Consider the following 21,117-nt stretch of genomic DNA (forward strand, 5'->3'; position numbering starts at 1 on the left):
TCATGTCTATCCTCAGAAATCCTTGCTGACCTTTAACCCTATCAGGCGCGGGCGGATGACATTGTCATAGAAGACGCCGCCGGTCGAACTGATCCCGTCGGGGTCGCCGCAGATCGATTCGCCGCACTGCACCGCGCTGTTCACGACGCCGCGGCTGTCGAACAGGTTGGTCGCGAACAGCTCGGCGCTCCAGTCGTCGCCCTTGACCCCGACGCTGATGTCGGCAGTCGTATAGGCGTCGAAATCGCCGACGATCGCATTTTCATAGGTGCGCAGATCCGACCGGCGCTTGCCGATATAGTTGACCGCGAACTGGATATGGCCGTCGAAGCCGCTGACCGGGAAATCGTAGCGCGCGACGGCATTGCCCTTGAACTTCGCGGTGACGGGCAGCTGCGTTCCCGCCGGCGCGAGCGTTTCATTCTCCTCGTTCGAAGCGTCGATCGCGCCGCTGCCGTCGAGATCGGCGTCGATCGTGCAGTCGAATTCGGGGTTGGCGATCTTGCAGAAATCCTTGCGGATTTCGGCGTCGTTATAGCTGCCGCCGAGGCTTAACGAGAAGCCATTCTGCCGATAGCTCAGATCGGCCTCGATGCCGCGGATGCGCGCGATGCCCGCGTTGCGGATCTCGGTCAGACCGTTGGCGCCGAGGAACGAGAGCTGGATATTGTTCCAGTCCTCCTGATAGATGGCGCCGTTGAAGCGCACCGGGCCGAAGCTCGTTTTCCACCCGATTTCGTAATTGTCGAGCGTATCGGGGCCATAGGGCGGCAAGGTGCCGCGGCGGTTGATGCCGCCCGGACGGAAGCCGCGCGAGAAGGTGCCGTAAACGAGGACGTCGTCGTTCACCTTGTAGGTCAGGTTGACTTTCGGGATGAAGTCGGTGTCGCTCGTGCTCTTGTCGAGGTTGGTGCAGGGCGATCCCGACACCTCCGGGCCCGCGAAGCATGCCGCTTCGCCGGTGCGGCTCGAATAGCCCGCCGAATAGCCGAAGAAGCCGACGAGGCTGTTGTCGAACTTGTAGAGCCGCCCGCCGCCGGTGATCGTCAGCCTGTCGGTGATGTCGAAGCTCAGCTCGCCGAACGCGGCATAGTCGCGGTCGATGCGCAGCTGCTTGGTCAGCCAGATGTCGCTGTCGGTGCCGGTGACGGTGATCGCGTCGGCGATATCGTCGATGATATAATGCTGCTCGATATTGTGCGACTGGCGCTGCCAGAAGACGCCGCCGATAAAGCGCACCCGCGCGTCAGCGGGCGAGGCGATGCGCGCCTCGAAGAAGCTCTTCTTATAGCGGTCGATGCCATGGATATATTGATTGGGGCTGATCGGATTGTCGTCGTCGTCGCGGATATACGCGGAGTATCCATATAGAGCGTCGTAGAAATAGGCATAGTCCGAATAGTCGCTGTCGACCACGGTCTTGCGGCGCAGGTGGCCGCCGGTGACGGTCAGGTCCCAATTGCCGAGCTTGCCCTCGATGGTCAGCGCAGCCTGGATCCATTTATCCTCGCTGCGTTCGGGATTATACTGGACCGTCTGCAGATCCCTGGTCACCGCACTGCTGCGTTCCTGCGCAAAGCTGCCGTCGGCATTCTGGATCTGGCCCATCACCGTCGGACGCAATATCCACTCGTCGTCTAGCTCGATGCCGAGTGCGAGGCGTGCGCCATATGTGTCGACGCCATTATAGTCCTTTTCGACATATTGGTCGTTGTTCTGGGTGATTTCGTCGCCCGGAAGATCGACCGGAGTATCGACCTCTCCGTCGCCGTCGGTATCCTGGAGCGTATATATCGGGTATGTGCGGCTCCCCGCGATATTGTCGATATACCCCCCGTCATGGCGATACCAGCCGACGAGGCGGAGCGCCGCGCTGTCGCTGATTTTCGCGTTGACGAAGCCTTCGGCGACGCCGCCGATGTCGCCGTGCGCGACGCTGTTGAGTTCGAGTCCCGCCGAGCCATAGGTGCCGCTCGTATCGGGCTTGTTCGTCACGAGCTTGATCGTGCCCGCCATCGAGCTGGCGCCATAGAGCGTGCCCTGCGGCCCCGCGAGCGCCTCGACGCGCGCGAGGTCATAGGCGTGGATGTCGAGCGCGCCCTGGATCGTCGTGATCGGCATTTCGTCGAGATAGGTGCCGACCGTCGGCAGCGACGCCGAATGGTTGGCATTCTCGCCCGACGCGACGCCGCGGAAATAGACCTGACTGAAACCGGGGCCGAGCGTCTGGATCGTCACCGACGGCAGGAATTTGACGACATCCTGGAATTCCTTGACCTGCAGCTCGTTCAGCTTCTCTGTGCCCAGCGCGGTGATCGCCATCGGCACGTCCTGCAGATTCTGTTCGCGCTTCGACGCGGTGACGACGATGTCGTCGTCATTGTTGCTGTTCGCCTGCTGCGCGAACGCCGCGCCCGTCGAACAGAGCATCGTGCTCGCCAACAGAACCGCGCCGCTCTTTGCTACCAACGCCCTGACACTATGCATGAGACCCCCCTTCGCATGACAGCTATGTGACGCCAGCATGACGCGGCGCGGCGCAAGCGCAAGCGCCTTCGCCTATGCGTCCCCGCCGCTGGTCGAAAATGTCGGAAGCTGTTGCCGAAAGGCAACGAATGGACACGCGGGGGTCAGTCGAAGCGCGGGGGCACCGCCGGATAGGCGTCGAGCACCGGGCCGAGCGCGTCGCGAAGCGGGCCGAGCCACGCATCATAGGCGCGCCATTGGCCGACGCCGTCGCGGTTGATCGGGCGGCGCACCTGTTCGCTCGACGCGGTGCGCACCGCGCGGGCATTGGCGTGGAACGACAGGCACGCCGCTTCGAACGGCTGGCCGAGGAAGGCGAGCAGCGCGCGCACCTCGCGTTCGGGGTTGGCGAGCAGCGCTTCGTGGACGACGCGGTGCACCGTGCCCGGCTGCACCGCATCGACATGCGCCATCAGCCGCACATAGTCGCGATAATAGGCGCCCATGTCGGCAAGGCCATAGCTGAACGCCTGCCCCTTCGCATAATGCTGGCGAAAGTTCGACCAGCAGCAATCGAGCGGGTGGCGCCGCGCGTCGATGATCCTCGCATTCGGCAGGATCAGGCGGATCAGCGGCACATAAAGCCAGTTGTTCGGCAGCTTGTCGATATAGAAGGGCTTGCCGCTCTTGCGCTGCACCTCGGTGCGCCGCAGGAAGGCGGCACCCATTTCGGCGAGCTTTTCGGGCGCGGCTTCGGCGAGCGCCGCTATCCAGTGCCGCCCGTCGCCCTTCACCTCGCGGCCGAGGCCGAGCGCAAGCGCGGGAATGTCGGGCAGCTCCATCGTCCCCTCGATCGCCGAATGGCAGCTGAGAATCTGTTCGATCAGCGTCGACCCGGCGCGCGGCATGCCGAGGATGAAGATCGGGTCGGGCGCGGGATCGCCCGCGCCTGCGCGCGCGGCAAAGAATGCGGGGGTGAAGGTCGCAATCGCGGCATCGACGATCGCGCGCGTCTCGGCCGCGTCATAGCCGAGCTGGCCGGCGCGGATCGCATTGCCCGCGGCATAGTGGCGAAAGGCGGCCTCTGCCTCGCCCGCATCGCCATAGGCCTTGCCGAGCGCGAAATGCAGGTGCAGCCGGTCGTCGGCGCGCGCGTCGCTTTCGGGCTCGGCGGCGGCGAGCGCTTCCTCCATCGCGGCGCGATCGGCGGCGTCGAAGCGGATCGTCTTCAAATTCGCGAGGCTCCACCACAGCTCGCCGAGCCCCGGGTCGGCGGCGAGCGCGTGGCGATAGGCAGCGATGCTGTCGTCCTGCCGCCCGACCGTCTTGAGCATGTGGCCATAGCTCATCCACAGCTTGGCGTGGGCGGGGAAGCGCCGCGTCAGCGCTTCATAGAGGGTGATCGCCTCGTCATAGCCGCCGATCCGGCCGAGCGCGGCGGCCTTCAGATTCGCGTGCGCCGGATTGTCGGGGTCGCCCTCGAGCACCGCGTTCAGCGTCTCGACCGCCTCGGCATAGCGGTTCTGCTTGTAATAGACGGTGGCGAGATTGGCGCGCGCCGCGCCGAACCCCGGCGCGAGTTCGAGCGCGCGGGAGAGCAGCTTTTCGGCGTCGCCATAGCGCCCGATCCGCCCCGCCACCTCGGCGAGCATCCGGATCGCGGCAACGTCGGTCGCATCGGCCTTCAAGCGCGCGCGCAGCGCCGCCTCGGCATCGGGCAGGCGGTTCTCGGCGAGCGCGAGCGCCGCGTCGATCATCGCGGGATCGTGGATCGCCGCGCTCACCGCGGCAAGCGACGCCGCCTGCGCCTCGCCCTCGCGCCCGAGCGCGCGCAGCGCCTGCGCGGCGATCCGGTGCGCTTCGGCCGAGGCCGGCGCGGCGTCGAGTATCGCGCGCGCCTGCGCGAGCGCCGGACCCGGCTGGTCGCGCAGCAGCCGGCGGGCGTTGGCGAGCGCGTCGTCGAGGGTGACGGTCGCCGTCATCCGGCAAATACCGAGGCCTTCGATGCCCCTCTCCGTTCGTCCTGAGGAGGGGCTGAGCTTGCCGAAGACCCGTCTCGAAGGGCCGTAGCGCCGCGTCCTTGCCCTTCGAGACGCCATTTCGACAAGCTCAATGGCTCCTCAGGATGAACGGAGAGAATGGGCTCCATCGACTTTGCCTCACGCCTTCGACCGCGCCCTGGCGACCGCCTGCTTCAGCGTGTCATAGCCGACCTGGCCCTGCAGCAGCTGGTCGCCGATCACCCAGGTCGGGGTTGCGTTGAGCTGGAGCTGGCTCGCGATGGCGAGATTATTGTCGAGCTCGCGCTGGAACAGCGCCTCGTTCGCGGTCGCGTCGGCGCTGCCGTCGGTGACGACCCCCGCCTTGGTCGCGGCCGCCGAGATCGCCGCGGGCGACAGCGACGAGGCGGCGAACATCGCATGGTGGAAGGCGTCATATTTGCCCTGCCGCGCCGCGGCGAGCGCCATGATCGCGGCGTCGCGGCTCTGCGGCGCGATGATCGGCAGCTCGCGGAACACGACTTTCAGCCTTTTGTCCTCGCGGATCAACCGGTCGACGTCGGGCACGCTCGCGCGGCAGAAACCGCACGCATAGTCGGTGAAGACGACCATCGTGACGTCGCCGTCGGCATTGCCCGCCCACGCGCCGGCATAGGGTTTTTCGAGCGCCGGGCGGATCGCGTCGATCGCCTTCGCCATCTCGCGATTCCGCTGCACTTCCAGCGCTTCGGGAATGATCTGCGGGTTCGCGCGGATATAGTCGGCGACGACGGTTTCGACCTCGCTCTTGCTCAGCCCGCCGCCGAAGCGGCCGCCGAGCCAGAAGGCGGCACCGAGCAGCGCCGCGCCGGCGATCCCGATCAGCCACGGGCGGCTCGCGCCATTCATTTCCATTGCGGGCCTTTCGCTTCGCTGCGCGGTGGGCGCGGCGGTCATCGCCTTTGCGCGCGGCGGCGCGGGCTTCGCCGCAGGCGCCGGGTGAGGCGTGCGGTCGTCTTCCTCGGCGATCGTCGTCCGGGGCTCCGCCTCGGCCATCGCGGGCGTTTCGGCGAACAGCGGCAGGTCGGGCGCGGGCTTCGCCTTGCGCGCCTCGGCCTCTTCGCGCGCGAGCAGCTGCTCGAGACCCGAGGGCGGCGGCGCGGGCTCCTCGCCCGGCGCGGGGCGCAGCTTGATCGCCGCTTCGCCGAGGCTGTCCTTGCCGGCCTTCGCAGCCTGGCCGATGCCGGCCTTTGCTTTGCCTGCGACCTCGCCGATCCCGCGTCCTGCCTCGCTCGACAGCTTTCGGGCCTTGTCGCCGAGCGCCAGCTTGTCCCATGCCTGCGCGCTCGCTGCGGCGGCAGCGCGGCCCGCCTTCGCCGATCCGCGTCCGGCGGCGCGCGCACCGCCTGCGATCGCCCGCGCGGCCGCGGCACTTGCTTCGCGCGTGCGGCGCGGGATTTCCATCGCCTCGACGCGCGCCGGAATATCGGCGCGTTCGCCGACGCGGATCGTCCAGCCGGCGAAGGCGGCGGCGCCGCGGCGCGTCGCCGCCCAGACGCGCCCCGCGCCCGCGCGCAGCTTCGCCGGCTCGACGAGCGGCGCGCGCTGCGGCTTGGGTGCGGCGGGATAGCGCGACAGGTCGATGCCGACCGGCGGCGTATCCTTCGGCTTGGCGAGCCCTTCTTCGCTGCGCGGGGCAGCACCCGGTGCGGGCGCCGGATCGCGCAGCCAGGGCTGGTAATATTCGTCTTTCTTGTCGGTCACTTGTCGCCCTTGTGCATCACGGGATCGCGATGCATTCCCCGCCGGTCGCGCATGAATCTAGCGTCGTTTACGCTCGCGTTCCACCTCGGCGCGCGCAACCATCGAAATATCCTGTGCCCGGATCCAGTCGGGACTGCCCTGGGGGAGGCCCTGCATCGCGACCTCGGCATTACGCAGCGCGAGTCCCGCCTGTCCACCCTCGAGGCTATAGCGTTCGGCCGAAGCGAGCGCCGCCCGCGCCTGATCGCCCCGGGCGGCATAGACGATGCCGAGCTGATACCAGGCGAAGGGATTTTCATTGTCGAGCGCAACCGCGGTTTTCAGCACCTTTTCGGCCTCGGCATAGTTGGCGGGGTCCTCGGTCGCGATCAGCGCGTGGCCGAGCGTCGCGGCGATCAGCGGCGCCGAGCGCGAATTGGCGACCGCTTCGCGCAGCGGCGGGATCGCCTCTTCGGGCTTTCCCGATTCGAGCAGCACCTGCCCCTCGAGCTCGAGGAAATAGGGGTCTTCGGGATCGCGCTTGAGCAGCGCATCGACCTCGCCGAGCGCTTTCTGCGGATAGGCGCTTTTGTGCCAGGCATAGGCGCGCGCATAATGCGCCGGAATGCTGTCGTCGCTTTCGGGATAGTCGCGCAGCGTCTTTTCGGGCTCGGCGATATAGCCGACGAGCTTCGCCTTGACGCGCTGGAAGCGCTTTTCGAGATCGGGGTCGCTCGGCTTGTCCCACGCCGCATCGGCGACGTAGCCGTCGCGCAGCGCCTGAATGCGGTCGCCCGACAGCGGGTGGGTGCGGCTGTAGGTCGCGTCGTCGTCCTGGCTCACCGCATAGCGGAATTCGAGATTCTGCAGCTTCTTGAAAAAGGCCAGGCTTCCGCGTCCGCTGATTCCCGCCTTCGACAGATATTGCGCGCCTGCGGCGTCGGCGGTCGCTTCCTGCGTGCGCGTGAAGGCCAGGAATTTGCCGAGCGCGGCCTGCTGCCCCGCCATCATCACGCCCATCCCCGCCTCGCCGCCGCCCGCGGCCATCGCGGCGGCGCCGAGCAGCAGGCTGAGCAGCGAGATCCCCGTCGCCGCCTTGGCGCCTTCGCCGACGCGGATCGCGTGGCCGCCCATGATATGGCCGAGTTCGTGCGCGAGGACGCCCTGCACCTCGTTCGCGCTGTCGGCGGCCTCGATCAGCCCGCTGTGGACGTAAATATCCTGACTGCCCGCGACGAAGGCGTTGATGCTGCGGTCGCTGAGCAGGTGGACGCGCACCTGGCCCGGACGCAGCCCGGCGGCGACCGTGATCGGGTCCATCATGTCCTGCAGCAGCGCTTCGGTCTCGGCGTCGCGCAGCAGCGACTGGGCGAGCACGGGGCGCACCGCGACCGCGAGCAGGAGGATGAGCGTGAGCAGGAGCCGCGCGAGCGGGCGCAAGGCGTCCGCCCCTTGCAGGAAGCGCGGCTGAGGGGTGCGGGTCATCGGCGCCGGTCTTGCACCCCGCGCCTGAACCGCGACTGAAGCCAAAGGGCGTCGGTCGCGGTCGGGCGCGGGAGGGCAAGCATCCCGGTCATCGCGGCGTCAATTGCCGAAGGTGCGCTGCCACCAGCCGCGGCGCGGTTCACCCGTCTCGTCGACAGCGGCTTCGTCGGTCGGCGCCGCGTCGGCCGGAGCCTCTGCGGTCGGCGATGACTCGGCGGCGACGGGTTCGGCCTTGCGGCGACGGCTGCGCGCCGGCGCCTTGGCGGGCTTGGCTTCGGGCTCGGGTTCGGCTTCGACCGCTTCGGCAGCGGGGCCCTCGGCCGCGACAGCCTTCTTGCGGTTTGCGCGCTTCTTCGGTGCGGGCTTCGCCTCAGGCTCGGCATCATTCGCCGCGACCGCTTCGACGGGAGCGTCCGCCGCTTCGGTCCCCGCCGTTTCGGCGGCCGCCTTGGTCTTGCGCGGCGCGCGCTTGCGCTTCGGCTTTTCCTCGGCTGCGGGTTCGGCCTCGACAGCCACCGCCTCGGCGACGGCTTCGGCGGGCGCTTCCGGCGCTGCCTCGGCCTCGGCCTCGTCGCTCTTCTTGCGGCGTCCGCCGCGGCGGCGCTTCGGCTTTTCCTCCGCCGGCGCTTCGGCTTCGGTCTCTACGGTCGCCGGAGCCTCCTCGGCCGCCTCTTCGCTCTCGCCGGAGCTGTCTGCATCGGCCGCTTCGCCGGCTTCGCTGCCGTCCTCGTCGCGGCGGCCGCGGCGGCCGCGGCGGCGGCGGCGGCGGCGCTTGCGGCCCCCGCCCTCGCCATCGTCGCTTTCGTCGCGCACCGGACGCTCGGCCTCTTCGTCTTCGTTCGTCTCCTCTTCGACGGTCTCGTCCTCGTCATCCTCGATCAGCTCGATCGGGGCGAAGCTGCGGCGCTGGGCCGGGGGCGGGCCGCCGACCTCGATTGCCATGCGCGCACCCTCGGTCTCGCCGTCGGGCAGGATTTCGACCGAAACGCCGTAGAGCTCCTCGATCTCGCGCAGCTCGCGGCGCTTTTCGTTGAGCAGGTAGAAGGTCGCTTCCTGGCTCGCGCGCAGGATGATCTTGCTGCCCTTGCCGCGCGCCGCTTCCTCTTCGATCAGGCGCAGCGCACTGAGGCCCGCCGACGAAGCGGTACGCACCAGCCCGGTGCCCTCGCAATGCGGGCAGGGGCGCGTCGAGGCCTCGAGCACGCCGGTGCGCAGGCGCTGGCGGCTCATCTCCATCAGGCCAAAGCCCGAGATGCGGCCGATCTGGATGCGCGCGCGGTCGTTCTTCAGCGCTTCCTTCATCGCGCGCTCGACCTTGCGGACGTTCGAGCCGTGATCCATGTCGATGAAGTCGATCACGATCAGCCCGGCCATGTCGCGCAGGCGCAGCTGGCGCGCGATCTCGTGCGCGGCTTCGAGGTTGGTGCTGAGCGCGGTCTGTTCGATATTATGCTCGCGCGTCGAGCGGCCCGAGTTGATGTCGATCGACACCAAAGCCTCGGTGGGGTTGATCACCAGATAGCCGCCCGATTTCAACTGCACGACGGGATTGAGCATCCCCGCGAGCTGATCCTCGACGCCGTAGCGCTGATAGAGCGAGACGGGGTCGGCATATTGCTTCACGCGCCGCGCGTGGCTCGGCATCAGCAGCTTCATGAACTGCTTCGCCGCCTTGTAGCCCTCCTCGCCCTCGACGAGCACTTCCTCGATGTCGCGGTGATAGATGTCGCGGATCGCGCGCTTGACGAGGTCGCTGTCCGAATGGATCAGCGCCGGTGCGCTCGACCCCAGCGTCTTTTCGCGAATCTCGTCCCACAGGCGGGCGAGATAGTCGAAGTCGCGCTTGATCTCGGTCTTCGTGCGGCTCATCCCCGCGGTGCGGACGATGCAGCCCATCGTCGGCGGCAGGTTCAAATCGTCGATGATCGCCTTCAGCTTGCGGCGGTCGGCGCCGTTCGAAATCTTGCGGCTGATCCCGCCGCCATGCATCGTGTTCGGCATCAGCACGCAATAACGGCCGGCGAGGCTGAGATAGGTCGTCAGCGCCGCGCCCTTGTTGCCGCGCTCTTCCTTGACGACCTGGACCAGCATCACCTGGCGGCGGCGGATGACGTCCTGGATCTTGTAGCGCCGGCGCAGCGACATGCGGCTTTCGCCATTGTCGTCGTCGCGGCGGGCGCGCCCGCGGCCCTTGCGGCCCCGGCCGCGCCCGCGTCCGCGGCGCCCGCCACGGTCGTCCTTCGCCTCTTCGGCGTCATCCTTTTCGGCCTCGCCGGCTTCGGCGTCTTCGCGCTCGTCCTCGGCGTCGCTTTCCTCGCCGACCGTCACCGGCGTCGGGGCGTCGCCATTCTCGTCCTCATGGCCCTCGACCTCGGCGACGTCGCCTTCGAGCTCGTCGAGATCCTCCTCGGCGCGCATCGCCGCCTCGGCGGCATGCTCGGCCTCTTCGCGCAGCAGCGCTTCGCGGTCTTCCTTCGGGATCTGGTAATAGTCGGGGTGGATTTCGCTGAAGGCCAGGAAGCCGTGACGGTTGCCGCCATATTCGACGAACGCCGCCTGCAGCGACGGTTCGACGCGGGTGACCTTGGCCAGATAGATATTGCCCTTGAGCTGCTTGTGCTCGGCGGACTCGAAGTCAAACTCCTCGATGCGGTTTCCCTTGGTGACGGCGACCCGGGTTTCTTCCCGGTGCCGCGCGTCGATCAACATACGCGTGGTCATTATTATCACTCCAGGCGCGCCGCGGCGCGCCAAACAAAAAGGCCGCAGGCGCCCGGGACGGACGGATGCGGTCGAAAGGGTTCAAAGAAAAAAAGACGTTATTGCCGCGCGCGGCCCGCGTCCGGTCGTGGACGCACATGCGGTCTTCGGCTCCACGGCCCGCGGGTGCGAAGGCACCCGGACCGGGATAAGAAGAAGGCATGGCAAGCCTCATGCGGCATCAACCTGTTTGGGGCGACCGGAGGGCGGGCGATCGCGACCGATCCGCCGCCCGGTCATCCGGGTGGACTGGCGGCCTGTCCCGCCTTCGGTCCGGCACCGGGGGCCGCGATCCCGCGATTTCATCGGGTTCGGGCCAGTCCCTCGAAAGGCCGGACGGCAGGGTGGAACGCCGTCAGTGGTCGCGGTGCTAGCATCGGCAGCGACCGACGGCAACCTTCACCGCTGCAATTGGGTCGGATGGCGCGCCACTGTTGCACGAAAACCCATCGTTCCTCGGCAACGTCCAGACGGAAATTAACCCTGTTTCGCGCCGCATTCCGTGGGCTTCGCAATAAGCGCTGGACCATGGCGCTCTGCCGGCGGCATAACCGCGGCCATGGGCCTGTCCTTGCTTCTCGCGACCCTCTCGCTCGCCGCGCCGGTGGCGTCCGCACCGCCGTTCGGGCCTTTTTACCAGCTCTCCGCGCCCGCCAGCTACCGCGCGCGGCCGCCGCAAAAGCGCTACAGCGTCACCGTTCCGATCGGCAAGCCGAAGCCGGCCCTGCCCTTGCCGAAGATCGAGGGGCCGGACGACGGCGACCTGCCGCTCGTCGTGATCGACGCCGGGCACGGCGGGCACGATCCCGGCGCGATTTCCCCCTTTGGCGGGCAGCGCGAAAAGGACATCACGCTCCAGCTCGCCCGCGCGATGCGCGACGCGCTGGTCGCGGGCGGCCGGGTGCGCGTCGCGCTGACCCGCGCGGATGACCGCTTTCTGATCCTCGAGGAGCGCTATGGCATCGCGCGGCGACTGAAGGCCGACCTGTTCATTTCGGTCCACGCCGATTCGGCCCAGAATGAAGCGGCGCACGGCGCGTCGATCTTCACTTTGTCCGAGGTCGCGTCGGACCGCGAGGCGGCGCGGCTCGCGGCGCGCGAGAACAAGGCGAACATCATCAACGGCGTCGATCTCGGCGCGCACAGCGGCGCGGTATCGTCGATCCTGCTCGACCTCGCGCAGCGCGAAACGATGAATGTCGCCGCCGATTTCGCGCGCCTGCTCCAGCGCGAGGCCGCGGACGACATGAGCTTCCGCACCGAAGCGCACCGCTTCGCCTCCTTCGTCGTGCTCAAGGCCCCCGACACGCCCTCGGTGCTGCTCGAAACGGGCTTTCTGTCGAACGCAGAGGACGCCGAATTTCTCGCCTCGAAGGAAGGACAGCAAAAGATCGCGCGCGGCGTGCGCGACGCGGTGCAACTCCACTTCGCCCGCCGCCTGGCGTCGGGGCGCTGATCGGCCGAAACGGTGGAAAGCCGAAGGAGAAGGCGGCTTTGGGGTGGGGAACTGACGTTCGCCTGCTCCTTTTCGTCATCCCGGACTCGATCCGGGATCCACAGCAGCGCCGAAGTCATGGACCCCGGATCAAGTCCGGGGTGACGATGATAAATAGGGCAGCAATCGGTCGCAAGCCGCCGCTGCGCCATAAATATAGTCTTGACTAACTTTTCTCCCGCCCCCAGCATCGCCCCCACACGGCGGGAGAGGCCTATGGGCTGGAGCAATTGGTCGGGCAGCGTCACCGCGCCCGCGGCGGTCGGGTATCCGCGCAGCGAGGACGAACTCGCCGCCGTCGTTCGCGGTGCGAAAAAGGTCCGCGCCGTGGGGGCAGGCCACAGCTTCATGCCGCTGTGCGAATCGGCGGAGGCGATCGTCGGCCTTGGCGCGATGGAAGGCGCGATCGCGATCGCCCCCGACCGGCGGAGTGCGCGCATTCCCGCGGGCTGGAGCATCAGGCGGCTGACCGCGGCGCTGTGGGACGAAGGGCTCGCGCTCGCCAATCAGGGCGATGTGAATCCGCAGGCGCTCGCGGGCGCGATGGCGACGGGGACGCATGGCACGGGGGTGACCCTCGGCTCGCTCTCGACCTTTGCGCGCGGCTTCCGGCTGATCGGCGCCGACGGCGAGGCGCGCTGGTGCGACCGGCGGACGAACCCCGAACTGTTCGAGGCGCAGCGGCTGTCGCTCGGGCTGTTCGGCATCGCGACCGAGATCGACGTCGATGTCGTCCCCGCCTTTCACCTTGCCGAGCGGATCGAGAAAAAGCGCTGGGCCGAGGTGCGCGAAAGCTATGATGAACTCGCCGGGCAGCATCGCCACATCGAATTCTGGATCTTCCCGCACGCCGATGCCGTCATCCTGAAGACGCTGACGCCGTGCGACCCGTGCGACCCGCCCGCTTCGACCAGCGACGTCGACGAGGCGACCTTTCGCCGCGTGCTCGACGTCGCAGCGAAGCTGCCGGTCCTGACGCCCTTTCTCCAGCGGCTGATGATGCGCACGCGCTTCGACGGCCGGCGCCGCGGCCCCGCGCACAGGATCTTCCCGTCGGATCGCACGGTCCGCTTCGAGGAAATGGAATATGAGCTGCCGCGCGCCGCGGGGCTCGCCGCGCTCGACGAGGTGATCGGCTGGATTCGCAGGGGCCGCCTGCCCGTCGCCTTTCCGTTCGAATATCGCACCGTCGCCGCCGACGACATCTGGATGAGCCCGATGAACGCGGGGCCGGTCGCCGCCATTTCGATGCACCAATATGCGAAGATGCCTTGGCGCGAGCATTTCGCGGGCGCCGAGGCGATCTTCCGCGCGCATGGCGGGCGGCCGCACTGGGCGAAGCGCCATACGCTGACCCGCGCCGATGTCGATGCGCTCTATCCGATGGCCGAGCGCTATCGCGCGGTCCGCCGCGCCGCCGACCCGGCGGGCAAATTCCTCAACCCCCATCTGGAGGCGCTTTTTTCATGACCGACGATGTGACGCTCCACGCCCATCTGATCGGCCGGCAGGGCTCGCGCGCCGACCTCAATACACCCGTGCTGGTGCTCGACGAAGGCGCGCTCGATCGCAATATCGCGGCGATGGCGGCGCTGGCAAAGGCGCACGGCGTCGGCCTGCGCCCGCACGCCAAGACGCACAAGAGCGTCGACATCGCGCGGCGTCAGATCGCCGCGGGCGCGCTCGGCATCTGCTGCGCCAAGATCGGCGAGGCCGAGGTGATGGCCGATGGCGGCATATCGGGAATCCTCATCACCTCGCCGGTCGCCGCGCCGCGCGCGGTCGAGCGGCTCGCCGCGCTCGCGGGCCGCGCCGAGGGGCTGATGGCGGTGGTCGACCATCCCGCGGTCGCGGCGCGGATCGACGCGGCGCTCGGGCAGGCGCGCGCAAGCCTCGACGTGATCATCGACATCGACCCCGGCATCGCGCGCACCGGCGTCGCATCGGCCGAAAAGGCGGTCGAACTCGCGGCCGCCATCGCTGCCCTGCCCCACCTGCGCTATCGCGGCGTCCAATATTATTGCGGGTCGCAGCAGCATATCGAGGATTTTGCCGAGCGCCGCGCCGCGATCGTCGAGCGCACGCAATATCTGGAGAGCGCGATCGCGGCGCTGACCGACGCGGGCTTCGCGCCCGACATCGTCACCGGATCGGGGACCGGCACGCACCGCATCGACCTCGACCTCGGCGTCTTCACCGAGCTGCAGGCGGGCAGCTATGTCTTCATGGACAAGCAATATCTCGACTGCGACCTTGCCGGCGACGGCAGCGTGCCGTTCGAAACCGCGCTCGGCGTCGATGCGCGGGTGGTCAGCGCCAATCATCCGGGGCTCGTCACCATCGACGCGGGGTTCAAGTCGCTTTCGACCGATGGCGGGGCCGCGGTGGTGCGGCGCGGCGCGCCCGCAGATGCCTTCTTCGCCTTCATGGGCGACGAACATGCCGCGCTGATCGCGCCGGGGATCGGCGATACGCTCGCGCCCGGCGATCCGGTGACGCTGACGGTTCCGCACTGCGACCCGACGGTCAATCTCTACGATCATTATCATGTTGTCGACGGCGACACGCTGGTCGCGATCTGGCCGGTGAGCGCGCGCGGCCGCGCGCGATGAAGCCGCCGCCGAAGCAGGCGCGCGCCGCCGCGACGCGCGAGCGGCTGCTCGATGTCGCGGGCGCCCTGCTCGCCGAGGTCGGGATCGAGCGCATCTCGACCAACAGGATCGCCGCGCGCGCGGGAGTGAGCCCGCCCGCGCTCTATCGCTATTTTGCCGATAAATATGCGGTGCTCGAAGCGCTCGGCCGCCGGTTGATGGCGCGGCAGAACGACGTGCTCGACGCCTGGGTGCTGCGCCATGCGCCCGGCGGCATCGCCGCGATGGCCGATCATATCGGCGAGCTGCTCGCCGACACCGCCGCCGTGACCCGCGCCGAGCCGGGCGCGGCGTGGACCCTGCGCGCGCTGCACGCGACCCCCGCACTCGTCCACGTCCGCCTCGAATCGCACCGCAGCGTCACCGACCGCCTCGCCGCCGCCTGCACGCCGCACCTGCCGGGCGTCGACCCGGCGATGCTGTGGCGGCGGCTGCGCCTCGCGGTCGAGCTCGGCTTCGCCGCCGAGGAGATGCTGGGCGAAGAGGACCGGCTCGACCCCGCTGCGGTCCACGCCGATATTGCGGCGATGCTGGGCGGCGCGATGCGCGAGCTGGCCGCATCCTACGGGCAACAGTCTGCACGACATTGAGTCGATGCGTCATTGCGAGCGAAGCGAAGCAATCCAGGAGGTGACAAGCCGCTCTGGATTGCTTCGCTTCGCTCGCAATGACGGTGATAGCTCCTTCGGTCCCGTCGCGCCGCCACCGGCCAGGCGCCTCGCCGCAACCATGCTTCCCTTTCCGGGAGACAGGCGATAGAGGCGGGAAATATGGCCGCCGACACCTCGTCCCATTTTCGCTACCGTCTGCGCCGCGACAGCAATGCCGTTCTCGGCTGGCTGCGCGAGATGTGGACGCGCCGCTGGTTCCGCTGGCTCGGCTATCTCGCCATTGCAGGGCTGCTCGGCCTCGCGCTGATCTGGGCGATCTTCGCGCGCGACCTGCCCTCGGTCGATCAGCTGCGCGACTATGAACCGCCGCTGCCGACGATGGTGCGCGACGGCGAGGGCAAGCCGGTACACAGCTATGCGCGCGAGCGCCGCGTCCAGCTCGACTACAGCGAATATCCGCCGCTGCTCGTCCGCGCCTTCCTCGCCGCCGAGGACCGCACCTTCTTTCAGCACGGCGGCATCGACTATCCCGGCATCGTCAGCGCGATCATCACCAATCTGCAGAACGATGGCCGTCCCGTCGGCGCTTCGACGATCACCCAGCAGGTCGCGAAGAATCTGCTGCTCACCAACGAGGTCAGCTATACGCGCAAGATCCGCGAGGCGATTCTCGCGAAGCGCATCGAGGCGGCGCTGTCCAAGGAACAGATCCTCGAACTCTATCTCAACGAAATCCCGCTCGGGCGTCGCAGCTTCGGGGTGCAGGCGGCGAGCCGCGCCTATTTCGACAAGGATGTCGATCAGCTCGCGCTGCACGAAATGGCCTTCCTCGCGATCCTGCCCAAGGCGCCCGAAACCTATGGCCGCGCGCGCAATGCCGAAAAGGCGCTGGCGCGGCGCAATTTCGTGCTCAAGGAAATGGAGCGCAACGGCTGGATCAGCAAGGCGCAGCGCGACGCCGCGCAGGCGCAGCCGCTCGGCCTGTCCGAAAGCGGCAATCGCGCGGTCGAGCAGGTTGGCGGCTATTATATGGAAGAGGTGCGCCGCCAGCTGATCGAGCAGTTCGGCGAAACCGCCGAGGACGGGCCGCACAGCGTCTATGCCGGCGGCCTGTGGGTGCGCACCGCCTATGACGACAAGATGCAGCAGGCGACGGCCAAGGCGCTGCGCGAAGGCATGATCCGTTACGACCGCGGCAAGGGCTGGTCGGGGCCGATCGCGACGATCGAGGCCGACGATCAATGGGCGAGCCGCCTCGCCTCGAGCTTCAAGACGGTCGACTATGCGGATTGGCGCATCGCCGCAGTGCTGTCGAAAACGGGCAGCGAGGCCCGCATCGGCTTTGCCGACGGCAGCACCGGCCGCCTGCCCGCGAGCGCGGCGCAGATGGGCTATCGCAAGCGCGGGACGAGCGCCTTCGTCGCGATGAAGCCCGGCGACCTGATCGCGGTCGCGCCGAGCGGCGGCGGCAGCTTTTCGCTCCGCAACATTCCCGAAGTGTCGGGCGGCATGGTTGTCGAAAGCCCGCATTCGGGCCGCATCTATGCGATGCAGGGCGGCTTCGACGTGCGCCTCTCCTCGTTCAACCGCGCGACGCAGGCCGAGCGCCAACCGGGCTCGACGATCAAGCCCTTCGTCTATGCGACCGCGCTCGACAATGGCATGACCCCCGCGACGATGATCGTCGACGGGCCGTTCTGCGTCTATCAGGGCGCCGGACTCGGCACCAAATGCTTCCGCAACTTCGGCAATTCGGGCGGCAGCGGCGAGCATACGATGCGCTGGGGCCTCGAACAGTCGCGCAACCTGATGACCGTGCGCACCGCGAGCCAGATCGGCATGGAGCCGATCGTGGAGACGATTCGGACGATGGGGATCGGCCAGCACGAACCCTATCTTTCGACCGCGCTCGGCGCCGGGACGACGACGGTCGAGCGAATGGTCAACGCCTTTTCGATGCTCGCCAATCACGGCCGCGCGCTGACCCCGCACCTGATCGACTATGTTCAGGACCGGCGCGGCAAGGTGATCCTGCCCCGGAACTGGCGCCCGTGCCAGGGCTGCAACAAGCCCGATTGGGACGGGCGGCCGATGCCGCGCTTCGCGCCCTCGGGCAAGCAGCTGATGGACCCGATGACCGCCTATCAGGTCGTCCACATGCTCGAAGGCGTCGTCCAGCGCGGCACCGCGCAGCGGCTGCGCGACCTCGGCGTACCGATGTTCGGCAAGACCGGGACGACGACGGGGCCGAAGGACGTCTGGTTCATCGGCGGCACGCCCGACATCGTCGCCGGCCTCTATCTGGGCTTCGACCAGCCGCGCAACATGGGCGGCTATGCGCAGGGCGGCAGCCTCGCCGCGCCGGTATTCAAGCAATTCTATCAGGCCGCGCTCGCCGGCCGCCAGCCGGTGCCCTTCACCGCGCCCAGGAATATCCGCATGGTGCGCATCGACCGCCGTTCGGGCCGCCGCGTCTATGGCGCGTGGCCGACGAGCGATCCGAAAGCCTCGATCATCTGGGAGGCCTTCAAGCCCGAAAGCGAGCCCAGGCGGACGATCCGCGAAGAGGAAATCAAGCCGTCGAAGCCGGCCAAGCAGCCCGACGCGCCGGTCCAGCAGGGCGGGCGGCGCAGCGACGCCGACTTCCTGGAAGATCGCGACGGCATCATCTGACGCCCGGCCGGCGGCGCGCGCGGGGCTTTTCCTCGGGCGCGCCAGCCACTAAGGCCGGACGCATCTATTCAGGAGCACAGACATGCGCGCCGAAGCGCAGGACCATATCGACAAGATCAACGCCGCGCTCGCGCTGCTGCGCCGCTTTCTCGACTGGGATCGCGCGCTGCGGCGGCTCGACGAGCTTAACGCCAAGGTCGAAGACCCGGCGCTTTGGGACAATCCAAAGGCGGCGCAAGAGGTGATGCGCGAACGCCGCCGCCTCGACGAGGCGGTCACCGCGACGCGCGCGATCGAAAAGGAAATGGCCGACACCGCCGAGCTGATCGAGCTTGCCGAGATGGAGGGCGACGAAGCGCTCGTCGACGATGCCGTCGAAAGCCTCGCCGCGCTCGCCGCGCGTGCCGAAGAGGATAAGGTCAAGGCGCTGCTCGCGGGCGAGGCCGACGGCAACGACGCCTATATCGAAGTCCATGCGGGCGCCGGCGGCACCGAGAGCCAGGACTGGGCCGAAATGCTACAGCGCATGTATATGCGCTGGGCCGAAAAGCGCGGGATGAAGGTCGAGCTGATCGAATATCAGGCGGGCGAGCAGGCGGGGATCAAGTCGGCGACGATGCTGGTCAAGGGCGAAAATGCCTATGGCTATGCCAAGACCGAGAGCGGCGTTCACCGCCTCGTCCGCATCTCGCCCTACGACAGTTCGGCACGGCGCCACACCAGCTTCTCGAGCGTCTGGGTCTATCCGGTGATCGACGACAATATCGAGATCGAGATCAACGAAGGCGACCTCAAGATCGACACCTATCGCGCGTCGGGTGCGGGCGGACAGCATGTCAACACGACCGATTCGGCAGTGCGCATCACGCACATTCCGACCGGCATCGTCGTCGCGAGCCAGAACGATCGCTCGCAGCACAAGAATCGCGCGACCGCGATGGGGATGCTGAAGGCACGGATGTACGAGGCCGAGCTGCAAAAGCGCGAGGCCGCCGCGTCGGGCGAATATCAGGCGAAGACCGAAATCGGCTGGGGCCACCAGATCCGCTCCTATGTGCTTCAACCCTATCAGCTGGTGAAGGATCTGCGCACCGGCGTCACCTCGACCGCGCCGTCCGACGTGCTCGACGGCGCGCTCGACCCGTTCATGGCGGCGGCGCTGTCGCAGAAGGTGACGGGCGAAAAGGTCGAGGTGGAGGACATCGACTGATGGCGCGCGCGGGCGTCCGGGCGGGGCTTGCGGCGTGTGCGCTGCTCGTCCTGCTCGCCGGCTGCGATTCGCCGTGGAGCGACGACGACGACCGGATCGAGACGGCGCGCGACTTTCCGCCCGCCGACCGCCCCGTCGCTCCGGTCGGCGCGACCAAATGGTCGACCGAAGAGGCGCGCGACCGCGTCAACGAGGCAGAGGACATCATGGATTCGTCAGGCGTCCGGCCCGGCATGACCGTCGCCGACATCGGTGCGGGCGACGGCTATTACACCGTGCGCCTCGCCGCGCGCGTCGGTGCGGGCGGGCGCGTGCTCGCGCAGGACATCCAGCCCGAAGTGATCGAGCGGCTCGCCGACCGCGTCGCGCGCGAACGGCTCGACAATGTGTCGCTGAAGCTGGGCGCGGTCGACGATCCGCGGCTGCCGCAGAACAGCTTCGACCGCGTCTTCATGGTGCATATGTATCACGAGATCGGCGAGCCTTACGCTTTCCTCTGGCGGCTGCGCCCGGCACTGCGCCAAGGCGGGCAGGTGATCGTGGTCGACGGCGACCGCCCGATCGAAAAGCACGGAACGCCGTTCCGCCTGCTCGTCTGCGAGTTCGAGGCGGTGGGCTACAAGCTCCTGTCCTATGACGACAAGCAGACCGCGGGCGGCTATCTCGCGCGCTTCGTCCCCGCGGGGCAGCGGCCCGAACCCGGCGCGATCAAGGTGTGCGAGAATCCGTGAATCCGGATAGGGAGCCGACACCCGCCGGTCTCGAGCGTGTCCCCGCGAAGGCGGGGACCCATCTCCTGCCGGCTCAACATGGCAACGACGGAAGATGGGCTCCCGCCTTCGCGGGAGCACAGGGTCATTATCAATAGGCGACTAGTCGTTCCTCATCGTCCATCGCCGCCAGAAAGCCGACCAGCCCGCCCATCCGCGCCCCGGGCACAAGGTCCCCGGCCGTCAGTCCCGCCAGCGCAAGGCCCGACTGGCAGGCGATGAGTTCGACCTCCATCGCCGCGGCTTCCTCGATCATCTGTGCAAGATCGGGCTGTCCCGCGGCGCGGCGCGCGGCGTCGCCGGCAAAGCCGGCCGGCGCGCGCAACAGCGCCACCGCCTCGCCCTGCACGAACATCCGCACGCGGCCGCCGAGCGCCGCCGCCGCCATCGCGGTTTCGAGCGCGGCATAGAGGCGCGCGCCGTCGCCGCTCGCGACGATCAGGCTCAGCCCCCGCATATCGGACACGCGGGGTCTTTTGCGATGCCGACCTCGCGCCAGCGCCGCTCGAGCATGTCGAGGATCGCGAGCCGCCCCACGAGCGACCGGCCCCAGCCGGTGAGCGCGCGCACGCCCTCGAGCGCTGCCATCGTCCCGACCATCCCGGCAAGCGCCCCCATCACCCCCGTTTCGGCGCAGTTGATCCCCTCGCGGTCGGGATCGTCGCCGACGAGGCACGCATAGCAGGGGGCGTCGCCGCGCCAGCCTTCATAGAGCGCGATCTGCCCCTCGAAGGCGCCGATCGCCGCGCTCAAAAGCGGGATTTCGAGCGCGACGGCGGCGCGGTTAACGGCCAGCCGCGTGTCGAAATTGTCGCAGCCGTCGAGGATCAGGTCGGCCCCCGCGAGCAGCGCTTCGGCGTTGGCCCCCCCGATCCGCTCGGTCACCATCGCGCAGTCGACGTGCGGGTTGATCCGCCACACCGCCTCGGCGGCGACGATCACCTTGGGCGATCCGACGTCGACGTCGGTGAAGAGCGGCTGGCGATGGAGGTTCGACAGCTCGACGACATCGTCGTCGATGATCGTCAGCCTGCCGACCCCCGCCGCGGCAAGATAGGTGATCGCCGGGCAGCCGATCCCGCCCGCGCCGATCACCGCGACATGGCTGGCCTTCAGCTTCGCCTGCCCCGCGCCGCCGAACTGCGGCACGATGATCTGGCGGGCGTAGCGGTCGAGTTCGGCGTCGGTCAGCAAATCACTCGCCCGAACGCCGCATCTTGATCGCGGCGAGCGAGCCGACGTTCGCCGGACTCGCCGCTTCGGCCTTCGCATCG

At 68.1% G+C, this 21,117-nt stretch carries 13 protein-coding genes and 1 pseudogene; 7 read left to right on the forward strand and 7 right to left on the reverse strand.

Annotated elements, in window-relative coordinates:
* Positions 1-12 precede the first annotated feature (12 nt).
* From CHB69_RS10210 to CHB69_RS10230, 5 genes are all read right to left on the reverse strand, one after another.
* The gene (locus tag CHB69_RS10210; RefSeq protein ID WP_089215888.1) at positions 13-2,487 is read right to left on the reverse strand and encodes a TonB-dependent receptor; all 2,475 of its coding nucleotides are present in this window, start codon (positions 2,485-2,487) and stop codon (positions 13-15) included.
* A gap of 143 nt (positions 2,488-2,630) precedes the next feature.
* Positions 2,631-4,448: a tetratricopeptide repeat-containing sulfotransferase family protein gene (locus tag CHB69_RS10215; protein WP_170935509.1), complete on the reverse strand. Its 1,818-nt coding sequence runs from the start codon at positions 4,446-4,448 to the stop codon at positions 2,631-2,633.
* 177 nt (positions 4,449-4,625) lie between these two features.
* Complete coding sequence (locus tag CHB69_RS10220) at positions 4,626-6,209, reverse strand: DsbA family protein (protein WP_089215889.1); 1,584 nt, start codon at positions 6,207-6,209, stop codon at positions 4,626-4,628.
* Positions 6,210-6,266: 57 nt separating this feature from the next.
* Positions 6,267-7,673, reverse strand: coding sequence for a M48 family metalloprotease (locus CHB69_RS10225; RefSeq protein WP_089215890.1), 1,407 nt, complete (start codon positions 7,671-7,673; stop codon positions 6,267-6,269).
* 99 nt (positions 7,674-7,772) lie between these two features.
* A complete protein-coding gene (locus CHB69_RS10230) occupies positions 7,773-10,394 on the reverse strand; it encodes an Rne/Rng family ribonuclease (RefSeq protein ID WP_089215891.1) in 2,622 nt (873 codons plus the stop codon).
* Positions 10,395-11,079: 685 nt separating this feature from the next.
* Between CHB69_RS10230 and CHB69_RS10235 the strand changes: the two are divergent.
* The 7 genes and pseudogenes from CHB69_RS10235 to CHB69_RS10265 form a co-directional block, all read left to right on the forward strand.
* A pseudogene (locus CHB69_RS10235) lies at positions 11,080-11,889 on the forward strand (N-acetylmuramoyl-L-alanine amidase family protein); the annotation flags it as partial.
* Positions 11,890-12,144: 255 nt separating this feature from the next.
* Entirely contained in the window at positions 12,145-13,398 is a 1,254-nt protein-coding gene (locus CHB69_RS10240) for a D-arabinono-1,4-lactone oxidase (protein WP_089215893.1), read from the forward strand.
* Positions 13,395-14,540 (forward strand): DSD1 family PLP-dependent enzyme, encoded by a 1,146-nt coding sequence (locus CHB69_RS10245; RefSeq protein WP_089215894.1) that lies wholly within the window; start codon positions 13,395-13,397, stop codon positions 14,538-14,540. The genes CHB69_RS10240 and CHB69_RS10245 overlap by 4 nt, the downstream gene beginning before the upstream one ends.
* Entirely contained in the window at positions 14,537-15,169 is a 633-nt protein-coding gene (locus CHB69_RS10250; protein ID WP_089215895.1) for a TetR/AcrR family transcriptional regulator, read from the forward strand. Before CHB69_RS10245 ends, CHB69_RS10250 begins: the two co-directional genes overlap by 4 nt.
* Before the next feature lie 180 nt (positions 15,170-15,349).
* Entirely contained in the window at positions 15,350-17,863 is a 2,514-nt protein-coding gene (locus CHB69_RS10255; protein ID WP_089215896.1) for a penicillin-binding protein 1A, read from the forward strand.
* A gap of 82 nt (positions 17,864-17,945) precedes the next feature.
* The gene (gene prfB / locus CHB69_RS10260) at positions 17,946-19,073 is read left to right on the forward strand and encodes a peptide chain release factor 2 (protein WP_089215897.1); all 1,128 of its coding nucleotides are present in this window, start codon (positions 17,946-17,948) and stop codon (positions 19,071-19,073) included.
* Complete coding sequence (locus CHB69_RS10265; protein WP_089215898.1) at positions 19,073-19,804, forward strand: class I SAM-dependent methyltransferase; 732 nt, start codon at positions 19,073-19,075, stop codon at positions 19,802-19,804. Before prfB ends, CHB69_RS10265 begins: the two co-directional genes overlap by 1 nt.
* A gap of 130 nt (positions 19,805-19,934) precedes the next feature.
* Here the strand turns inward: CHB69_RS10265 and CHB69_RS10270 are convergent, their stop codons facing one another.
* Both CHB69_RS10270 and CHB69_RS10275 read right to left on the reverse strand, forming a co-directional pair.
* Positions 19,935-20,300, reverse strand: a complete 366-nt coding sequence (locus tag CHB69_RS10270; protein ID WP_089215899.1) for a DsrE family protein — start codon at positions 20,298-20,300, stop codon at positions 19,935-19,937.
* Positions 20,288-21,037, reverse strand: a complete 750-nt coding sequence (locus tag CHB69_RS10275) for a HesA/MoeB/ThiF family protein (protein ID WP_245836694.1) — start codon at positions 21,035-21,037, stop codon at positions 20,288-20,290. Before CHB69_RS10275 ends, CHB69_RS10270 begins: the two co-directional genes overlap by 13 nt.
* Between the last annotated feature and the right edge of the window lie 80 nt (positions 21,038-21,117).

This window comes from Sphingopyxis indica, assembly GCF_900188185.1.
Lineage (GTDB): Bacteria > Pseudomonadota > Alphaproteobacteria > Sphingomonadales > Sphingomonadaceae > Sphingopyxis > Sphingopyxis indica.

What these genes read in the sequence shown, in the direction of transcription:
- CHB69_RS10210 (WP_089215888.1), bottom strand. Translation starts at nt 2,487, where the DNA reads ATGCATAGTGTCAGGGCGTTGGTAGCAAAGAGCGGCGCGGTTCTGTTG.
- CHB69_RS10215 (WP_170935509.1), bottom strand. Translation starts at nt 4,448, where the DNA reads ATGACGGCGACCGTCACCCTCGACGACGCGCTCGCCAACGCCCGCCGG.
- CHB69_RS10225 (WP_089215890.1), bottom strand. Translation starts at nt 7,673, where the DNA reads ATGACCCGCACCCCTCAGCCGCGCTTCCTGCAAGGGGCGGACGCCTTG.
- CHB69_RS10230 (WP_089215891.1), bottom strand. Translation starts at nt 10,394, where the DNA reads ATGACCACGCGTATGTTGATCGACGCGCGGCACCGGGAAGAAACCCGG.
- CHB69_RS10240 (WP_089215893.1), top strand. Translation starts at nt 12,145, where the DNA reads ATGGGCTGGAGCAATTGGTCGGGCAGCGTCACCGCGCCCGCGGCGGTC.
- CHB69_RS10245 (WP_089215894.1), top strand. Translation starts at nt 13,395, where the DNA reads ATGACCGACGATGTGACGCTCCACGCCCATCTGATCGGCCGGCAGGGC.
- CHB69_RS10250 (WP_089215895.1), top strand. Translation starts at nt 14,537, where the DNA reads ATGAAGCCGCCGCCGAAGCAGGCGCGCGCCGCCGCGACGCGCGAGCGG.
- CHB69_RS10255 (WP_089215896.1), top strand. Translation starts at nt 15,350, where the DNA reads ATGGCCGCCGACACCTCGTCCCATTTTCGCTACCGTCTGCGCCGCGAC.
- prfB (WP_089215897.1), top strand. Translation starts at nt 17,946, where the DNA reads ATGCGCGCCGAAGCGCAGGACCATATCGACAAGATCAACGCCGCGCTC.
- CHB69_RS10265 (WP_089215898.1), top strand. Translation starts at nt 19,073, where the DNA reads ATGGCGCGCGCGGGCGTCCGGGCGGGGCTTGCGGCGTGTGCGCTGCTC.
- CHB69_RS10270 (WP_089215899.1), bottom strand. Translation starts at nt 20,300, where the DNA reads ATGCGGGGGCTGAGCCTGATCGTCGCGAGCGGCGACGGCGCGCGCCTC.